The organism is Mesorhizobium sp. M7A.F.Ca.CA.001.10.2.1 (assembly GCF_003998575.1).
GTDB lineage: Bacteria > Pseudomonadota > Alphaproteobacteria > Rhizobiales > Rhizobiaceae > Mesorhizobium.
This window is the reverse complement of record NZ_RZQY01000220.1, coordinates 1-8,594: the sequence shown is the minus strand read 5'-3', so window position 1 is coordinate 8,594 and position 8,594 is coordinate 1. Positions and strand designations below refer to the sequence as shown.

Genomic DNA, 8,594 nt, shown 5'->3' with positions numbered 1-8,594 from the left:
CTTCAACATCCTTGCGCTGCGCTCAATTGGCGGGCGATCGCCAACAAGGTTACAAGACCTGCAGTGCCCCGTTACCTGGGCCATCTCCTCTGCGCGCTTATTGTGACTTTCCCACTTGGTGTCGCGGCGCAAAACAAGCAGGACAAAGGCCCGCCGCATGCGGCTTCGAATAGCATCAACGCCACGCTGACCCTTTCCTCTTCGCTCGGGGAGACCGTTCATCTGCCCGGGCCAGCCACGACCATCTTTGTTGCTGACCCCACGATCGCGGATTTTCAGGCGCCATCGAGCAAAACAATCTTCGTCTTTGGCAAGAAATCGGGGCGGACCAGCCTATTCGCCTTGGATGGCAATGGCGAGCCTCTCGCCGAATTGCGTATCGTTGTCACGCAACCGATCGGGGATTTACGCGCCATGTTGCGGGAGCAGGTCGGCGACTATCCCATCCGCGTCAACTATACGCCGCGCGGCGCAATCCTTAGCGGGACGGCGCCCGACGCAGAGGTCGCCGACACCGCAAAAAGAGTCACTGAGCAATATCTGGGCGACGGAGCGCAAGTCGTCAACAACATCAAGGTCGCTGGATCCCTGCAAGTTAACCTCAGCGTGCGCGTAGCCGAAGTCTCACGCAGCGCCATGAAGTCACTCGGCGTCAACTTGTCCGCCTTCGGTCAAATCGGCAATTTCAAAGTGGGCGTTCTAAGCGGAAGCGCTGCAAGCGCTGGGTCTGGTTCAACCCAGGGTGGCGGTACAGCAGAAATCGGATTCGACAACGGTGCCGTCAACGTCAGCGCGGTTCTCGACGCGCTCGCCAAGGAGCATATAGCTTCCGTCCTGGCTGAGCCGAACCTCACCGCTATGTCGGGTGAAAAGGCCAGCTTTCTCGCGGGCGGCGAATTTCCCATTCCTGTCCTGCAGGAAAACAGGCAGGTATCGGTTGAATTCCGTCACTTCGGCGTCAGTCTGGAATTTGTGCCGACAGTTCTCAGCAACAATCAAATCAACATTCACGTAACGCCCGAAGTCAGTGAACTGTCGACGCAAGGTGCCGTGCAAATCAACGGAATTTCCGTGCCGGCAGTTTCCACGCGCCGAGCCGATACGGTCGTCGAACTCGCCAGCGGCCAGAGCTTCGCAATCGGCGGTCTAATCAGGCGGAACGTCAACAATGATGTCAGGGCCTTTCCCTGGCTCGGAGAACTGGCGATCCTGGGACCGCTTTTTCGCTCGACCTCGTTTCAAAAAGAGGAGTCAGAACTGGTCATTCTAGTTACGCCTTACATTGTAAGACCAGGCTCCAACCCAAACCAGATGAGCGCACCGACCGAGCGGGCGGCACCGGCTTTGAACGGAGGGGGCGCTCCGACGAATTCCGTGACAAGTCCCCCGCGAGACCGCGCTGCTATCCGTGCGGGCGCGCCAAGCGCCCAGGGCGGTCTCGGCTTCATCATCGAATAGTGTCATCCAAAGATGTTGCGTTTTATAATCCTCTTTGTCGCTCTGGCACCAAGCGTAAGTGGCTGCACAAGCACTACGCCAGTTGATGTCGAACCATCGGCACCAATGCTTGTCCGAGAGGAGACCACCGTCCTGACGTTGCAAAGCCTGCGCGCTTCCGAACGGCAGCGTTTGCGTGTTTTCCTAGACAAGGCCAGTCGCGGCCGGTTCGATGCCATCCACCTCCTCATCAGCGGTTCGCCCCAGCTCAGCGCAGGGGTAGCCCATCAGGCCAGGCAGTTGGCAATCGAAGAAGACAACATTCAATTGCGCGATCAACACGACGCCGGCTCAGTGCGAATTGAGGCGATTGTCTATCACGCCCGTCCGCCGGTCTGTCCCTCATATGGTGCCTTACCCAATGAAGAATCCTTCAAACAGCCGCTTGGTTGTTCGACAGGACATAACCTGGCCGTGATGGTCAACGATCCGCGCGATCTGCTCGACAATCAGGCCGTCAAGGCCGGCGATGGCGATCGTGCTTCTGTACCAGTTGCAACTTACAGAACATTCGGGACGGATAAAGGTGGCTGATACCGCCCTTATCTCGGCAGCACTCCTACCGGAGATTGAAAGCTTCCAATCGCGTCCTGATCTAAAATAAAAGGAACCGCTGGATGCAATATAGGCGCTATATCGAGGGCCTTAGGGCCGTTGCTGTACTTCCGGTCGTACTCTTTCATTTCGGAATTTCGGCGATCCCGGGTGGCTTTAGCGGGGTCGATATCTTCTTCGTCATCTCCGGCTACCTAACCAGCGGAAGCCTCCTGGATGACCTTGAACGCGGCCAATTTTCCATCGTCAACTTCTACTGGCGCCGTGCCCGGCGCATTCTGCCGGCGCTCGTCTTTGTGATGCTTCTCACCTGCATTGCGGCATTGTTCATTCTTCTGCCACCGGATCTGCGCGGATTCAGTCTTAGCATCATAGCTACCTCGACCTTCTGGTCGAACGTTTTCTTCTGGAAAACGTCAAGTTACTTCTCTATCGATGCCGCGCTTCTACCACTGTTGCACACTTGGCCGCTTTCCGTAGCGGAGCAGTACTACATCTTCGCACCAATCCTGATGTTCCTAATCTATCGCTACATCGGGAAGCGCTGGCTGACGACACTTCTTCCGATAATTCTCTGCAGCTTCGTAGTGGCGGTGATGGCGACATCGCTGGCACCCACCGCCGGATTCTATCTGCTGCCGACCCGAATCTGGGAACTCATGTTGGGCGCCCTGCTCATGCTCAAATGCCCCTCGCCGCTGGGCAACCGATTCCTGATGGAGTCGGTGGGGGTGGCCGGATTTGGCCTTCTCGCCATCGGGTTCTTCGCGATTTCGGCGAGTGATCCGTTCCCAGGCTACAACGCCTTGTATCCATGCATCGGAACGGCCCTTCTGATCTATGTTGGCCAAAATACCCCCTCGACGGTCGCCACCCGCATGCTCGAAGTCAGGCCGCTGGTCTGGATTGGGCTCATCTCGTATTCGTTGTATCTTGTTCACTGGCCTCTCAATGCGTTCGCGCACTATCTTTCGTTCCAAAAACTCGATCCGTTGATGACCGGTGCGATGTTGGTGGCAAGCCTCGCATTGGCTGCATTCTCCTGGAAGTTTGTAGAGCAGCCGTTTCGACAGAAGAGGGCCTTCACCTCCCCGGGGCCTATCTTCGCCTTTTCAGCGCTCGCGATCGTTGTCCTTTGTGCCGGCGGAGCGGCGGGGGCGCTCGGCAACGGCTTTCCGCAACGGTTTCCGGACTATGTCCAGCGGCGCATTTCCGTCGGGGACTGGAGGAATGGCATCTGTTTCAACGAGGGCACCAGCCGGATCGAAAGCTGGAATATGGAGGATTGCACGCGCACCAGCGGTTTTCCAACAACGGTTTTTTTGTGGGGCGACTCCTTCGCCGCGCACTATGTTTCCGGCTTGGGTGCTAACATAAATCGATTGCAGGCGAACATCGTTGAATATACGTACGCCAGCTGCGCGCCGATACTCTATTACTACCCGTACGATCGTCTTGATTGTGTCCGGTTCAATCGCAAGGCCTTGGACGTCATCTTGGAAGCGGACATCAAGACGGTTATCCTCAGCGGTAGATGGAGTGACTATGAGGTCAGAGGTTTCGACGGTCTTCAGCAAACAATCGCTACGCTTCGTGCCCTGGGCGTGCGCGTGTTTGTCATCGGCCAGTCTCCGCAGTTCCCAACTGACGTCCGGAAAATTGCGTTCTTCGCCAAGCGCCAAAATCTGGACGATACGTCCTGGCCGATCGCGATGGACCCCGACGTCAACGAACGTGTGCGCTCATTTACCAAAGGCGCCACATTCATCGATCCGCTGAAATTCCTGTGCAGCGCAGGACGCTGCGCCTATTTCGATAGAGGAGAGTTTTTATATTTCGACTATGGTCATTTCTCTTCAGCCGGCGCCACACTGGCAATCTCGAAATACTGGCCGGCTTTTGGCAAGGACAATGCTCTTCCTAAGACGAAGTAGCGGCTCAGCGGCTGACAAGCACCAGTACGGGTCCCAGTGATAGCTCCTGCTTCCGCAGCAGCCGCGACGATGGAGCTGTTCAGGTTTAAGGCCCCCCGATAGTGACCTAGGATGGGTGCTGCCACGCGGCTCGGACTCAGCGTGCATTATCACGTAAATGTTGAGAGAATGAATGGCGCCGCGAAGGGCAATTCCAGCCGTCCAAAGCGACAGGCGTGTCGCGGCCTCGACATTGCAGTGGCGCTTACCTAACACGGCCTCACACTGCCCTCTAAACGGCCCCGAATTTGAACTGACGGCCCCTGGCCGGTTCATCGGGCAGGTCAAGGGCTAGGTGTAGTACACAGGGCTCATAACTTTCAGTTTCTAGTTGGTACGATGGGCCGTGGACGGTCGATGCAGACTTCAAGATGGCGAACGAAGCTCTCCATGCGTGCGTTGTCGAGGCAAGTGCCTTTGCCATGCTCGCGACTGGAGAGATTTCAAAATGAGCCTTGTAAGCGGAGAATGCCGCCGACGCTGTTCGGCTTGCTCGTGCCCTTGACGGCGGTAGGCTCGGCAGGGCCGAGGCCAGAGTTGCCGTAGTGGTCGTAATCGACCTCGGCTGTGACCGTGAAGCCGGGAACGACCATGTAGGCGACGTTTGCAGCCACACCAGCATCCTTGAGCTGATCACCCGAGACCTGAAGGTTGAACGAAGTTTTCTCGTCAAACTCGTAGGTGGCGCCCGCCCAGAAAGCCCACTGGCCGTTCCAGATTTTGTACGAGCCGCGCCCATGATTGGCAATTGCGCCGTTTGAGTCCTCGTTGAGACTGGCATTGGAACCGTAGCCGAAGAGTCCAAACAGCGACAGCTGGTTTGTGACAGCGACGTCGACGCGGATCTTGCCGGCAAAAGCTTCGTAATTGCTGTCATAAGCCGCGACGCCGGTGATCGAGCCCCAGCCTTGCGTGTATTTCAAGCCGGCGACAACGTGCGGAATATAGCTGTCGATAGTACCGGCTGAGCCCGATCCTTGTTCGAGCGAAATCACAGTCGAAATGCCGTTGCCGGCGTCGAAGTGGTACTGAGCCACGTTGGTGTCGAAGCCGGCCGACGGAACGAGCATACTATCGAGAACGTTGCCAGCGTAGCTTGCAAACGTATCGAAGGCCGACCCCTCCTTGCCAACTCGCAGGCCTCCCAGCTCGACCCAGGCAGAAGCCAGTGCGAGGCCGCTGTTGAAATCATAGTTCTGAGGACTGTCATGCGAGTTAGCGCTGTTGCCAAAATTCACCTGGGTTTCGGTATAGGTCGTCAACGCGCCGAGCTCGGTCTGCTGGCCGGTCCAAGTTTTGAACGTGAAGCGTGTGCTGTTTCGCCAAGTGCCTTGGTCCTCGCCAGTTCTCACGTCCGAGGTTCTTGCGCTGTCATACGATCGGACGTCACCCAGGCCGATATCGTAACGGACATAGCCGCCGATGCGCAGGCAGGTCTCGGTGTTGGGAATATAGGAATATCCCGAGCCGAGGACGTCGCAGATCTTGATGTACTCGGCCGGTTCCCGCTCGGCGCCAGCTGCTCGACCGACGGAAATGGTCATCAGAGCAGTTAAGCCGAGAAGAGGACTCTTGATGTACATGTCTAGATCTCCATGAAGGAATAAAAAGGATAGAGGCGAAAGAGCAAGCTTTTCCTCTAAATTTTGTGCGTGTTGTCTCCAATATGTGGACGCCAAAGCGCTTGACACGAGAGGTGAGCCAGCGTAAAAGCCACATGTACTTATAATAGTGTTTTCTGCTAGGAGATTCATTATCGTTTACATGTGAAACACTCCGGTCGGACCGCTGCAGCTCTCCGAATAGAGCAGCAAGCGACATGCCAACCTGAAGCGTAGATGCGGCCGACACCAAAATCGGGCCGACGCGCCTTCGTCTCGCTGGAATCACTTTTTTTGAGGGTCACTGCGAAAAGAAATGTGCGACACGGTTCGCCATGTTCGATATGTGACAGTCTCGTTTAACAGCGACGGCTTCCCGTCTGACCGCAACGGAGGCCGCGCCATCCGCTACCGAGAAGGATCACTGCGCGTACGCTCCGCAAGGGCTGCGCCAGGAACAGAGGGCGTGCACGTCCGAGGCGTCGCATGGTGGCCGCAGCACCTTTTCGCCGCTGTAAGTTCGCCGTGCAGGTACATTGCGCGGCCGGAAGCGAGAGGGAGCGCACCCTGAAACGGCTGCCTACGGCTCGCCTCGAGTAATTGGCGATGAACAGTATTCTCGAGAACTTAGTCTCGACGGAAAGAGCAACGAAAGGAAGCCGCTTGGACGAGCACGATCCGAAGGAAGAACCGATCGAGACCATTTTCCGCAACGGCACAATCACTGCCGTGGGTATCCTGCTTGCCTTTTCCCTCGGCTTCCTCACTCATTGGGCCGCGAACCCCTTGCCATGGCAACTCTACGATCTGTTCGCCGTAGTGCCGATCCTGCTCGGCATCGCACTGCAGATGAGAGCGCTGTCCATGCTGCTCGACATGAGTTCCTTGCGGCGCCCCATCTACGAACGCGCCAATCGCATTTTCATGGTCGGCCTCATCCAGACCGCGTGTGGCGTCGGCATGGCCATCTTGGTCGATCTTTTCGGGATATCGGTAGGGGGCACGCTGCCCGGCGCTTGACGACAAGCCACACCGCTCTTCGCTCGAAGCGACGTCAAGCCGGGGAACCTTGTGCACCCCCTAGCGGCGTCCTCCTTTCATCAAATGAGCCGACGTCAGCTTTAGAGCGTCTCGGTGGCTAAAGCCGGTATGGTTTTTCGGCCGGCAGGGAAGGCCGCTGGCTGGACCTGGATGGCGTCTGAACGAGGCTTGACAGGTCCGTTGCGTCGGACATGAATTTCGCATTGCAAAGTTCTTCCGCAGACGCCTCAAGCACACTGCACTGGCGTCACGTACTCAGACGTTGAATGCGGCACCGCACCATCACCTCAGGCGCAACCATGGCACGCGCGCTCCCCGGCGTGGTTGACCCCATCCTGTCCAAACGAGACTGCGACATAAGCGGGACGCACTGACTTAGGTCAGAGACCAGGACGAGCGCGCAACGAAAGAATGATGGATGAGCGACGTGGGATGACAGCTCCTTGCACACCTCAATCCTGACAAAGTACCGGGACCCCCGGCCGCCTTGGTATACCATCTATCCGACTGTGCCAGACTTCTCTGCGGCAGTTGGTGCTGACGATTATGAGGAATGGCTGGGGGGCCTCCCGGCCGACGAATCGGTGTCGCTCTATTTCCACATTCCGTTTTGCCGATCCATGTGCTGGTATTGCGGCTTCCCTACCGCGGTCATCCGTCGCAACGGCCCGATCCTTAATTATTTAGCGGTGCTGCGTCAGGAGATCAGTTTGGTGTCGGAGCAAGTGCGGCAAGGGCTGCCGGTGAGCGATGTGCATTTCGGCGGCGGAACGCCTCACCTTATCGGGCCAGCCGAGCACTTGGCGCTGATGGAATTTCTACGCCGCCACTTCGCTTTCAGCAAAACTGCTGCGATCGCCGTGGAGATCGATCCCCGAACGTTCACACCGGAAATGGCCGAAGCCCTGGCAGCTAACGGTGTCAACCGCGCGAGCATCGGATGCAGAGCTTTGATCCCGATGTGCAAAGGCGATCAATCGGATCCAGAGTAAGGTGCAGACGGCCGCTGCAGTCCAAAATCTCCGCCGGCATGGCGTTGGCCATATCAACTTCGACCTCATCTTCGGTCTACCGAAACAGACTGTGCAGTCCTGCATCCAGACCGCGATGGCTGCGGTCGCCATGCGCCCCAACCGGCTTGCGGTGTTCGGATACGCGCATATTCCTTCCGTGATAAAGAATCAGCGCCTAATCGAGCAGGCAGGTCTACCGGACGGCGATCTTCGCGCCGAACAGGCTGCAACTGTCGCCGAGACACTGGTTGGCGCTGGCTACCGGGAGATCGGGCTCGATCATTTCGCTCCGCCGGACGACGAACTTGCGCTAGCGCCAGAAGACCGGGCGCCTACGGCGTAATTCGCTGGGATACTCGGCCGATACTTGCAAAACGTGATCGGCTTCGGCGCGTCGGCTATTGGCCGAGTCCGCGAGGGGTATGTTCAGAACGAAGTAACACGGGATTCTTACGCCCGGCACATCGCAAGTGGACGTCTGGCGACATCAAAGGGTCACCGTCTGACCGACGATGACCGGGTGCGCGCAGCGATCATCGAGCGACTGATGTGCGATTTGGAGGCCGACGTGCCGACCATCTGTGCCGCCCACGAAATCGAACCAGCTCGTTTTCTCGATTCAGTTGAGAGTTTGGTGACGCTGGCTGAGGAGGGGATCCTGGACGTCGAAAACGGCTTCATCCGCGTGCGGCCGGAGCACCGCTTTGTTGTTCGCGCCGTTGCTGCTGCATTCGATGCTTTTCTCGCGAATCGATGAGTTGAGGCCACGACGCCGAAAGGCATCAGACCTTGTTTGGCGCTCGTCGGCATGGGCTCTCGCAGAAGACTCCGCAAGCGTATGCAGGGGACTTCCACTTGACGCCGCGTTCACCATCATCTCGCCTGGGTGCGCGCGAAAGCGCACAACCCGGAGC

The 8,594-nt window shown here is 57.5% G+C and carries 5 protein-coding genes and 1 pseudogene; 5 read left to right on the top strand and 1 reads right to left on the bottom strand.

Going from position 1 to position 8,594, the window contains the following annotated elements; translation table 11 throughout:
* The first annotated feature begins 36 nt into the window (after positions 1 to 36).
* The 3 genes from EN964_RS15985 (at position 37) to EN964_RS15975 (ending at position 3,986) form a co-directional block, all read left to right on the top strand.
* Entirely contained in the window at positions 37 to 1,458 is a 1,422-nt protein-coding gene (locus tag EN964_RS15985) for a type II and III secretion system protein family protein (RefSeq protein ID WP_063170365.1), read from the top strand.
* A gap of 12 nt (positions 1,459 to 1,470) precedes the next feature.
* Positions 1,471 to 2,031 (top strand): CpaD family pilus assembly lipoprotein, encoded by a 561-nt coding sequence (locus EN964_RS15980; RefSeq protein WP_063169261.1) that lies wholly within the window; start codon positions 1,471 to 1,473, stop codon positions 2,029 to 2,031.
* A gap of 83 nt (positions 2,032 to 2,114) precedes the next feature.
* A complete protein-coding gene (locus EN964_RS15975; protein WP_127213821.1) occupies positions 2,115 to 3,986 on the top strand; it encodes an acyltransferase family protein in 1,872 nt (623 codons plus the stop codon).
* 482 nt (positions 3,987 to 4,468) lie between these two features.
* Here EN964_RS15975 and EN964_RS15970 read toward each other — a convergent pair whose 3' ends face one another.
* On the bottom strand, positions 4,469 to 5,608 hold the full coding sequence (locus tag EN964_RS15970; protein ID WP_127213822.1) for a porin: 1,140 nt from the start codon (positions 5,606 to 5,608) through the stop codon (positions 4,469 to 4,471).
* A gap of 624 nt (positions 5,609 to 6,232) precedes the next feature.
* On the opposite strand from EN964_RS15970, the gene EN964_RS15965 reads away from it, so the two are divergent.
* Both EN964_RS15965 and hemN read left to right on the top strand, forming a co-directional pair.
* A complete protein-coding gene (locus EN964_RS15965; RefSeq protein ID WP_372337984.1) occupies positions 6,233 to 6,646 on the top strand; it encodes a hypothetical protein in 414 nt (137 codons plus the stop codon).
* A gap of 464 nt (positions 6,647 to 7,110) precedes the next feature.
* Positions 7,111 to 8,437, top strand: a pseudogene (gene hemN / locus EN964_RS15960) (oxygen-independent coproporphyrinogen III oxidase).
* The last annotated feature ends 157 nt before the right edge of the window (positions 8,438 to 8,594 follow it).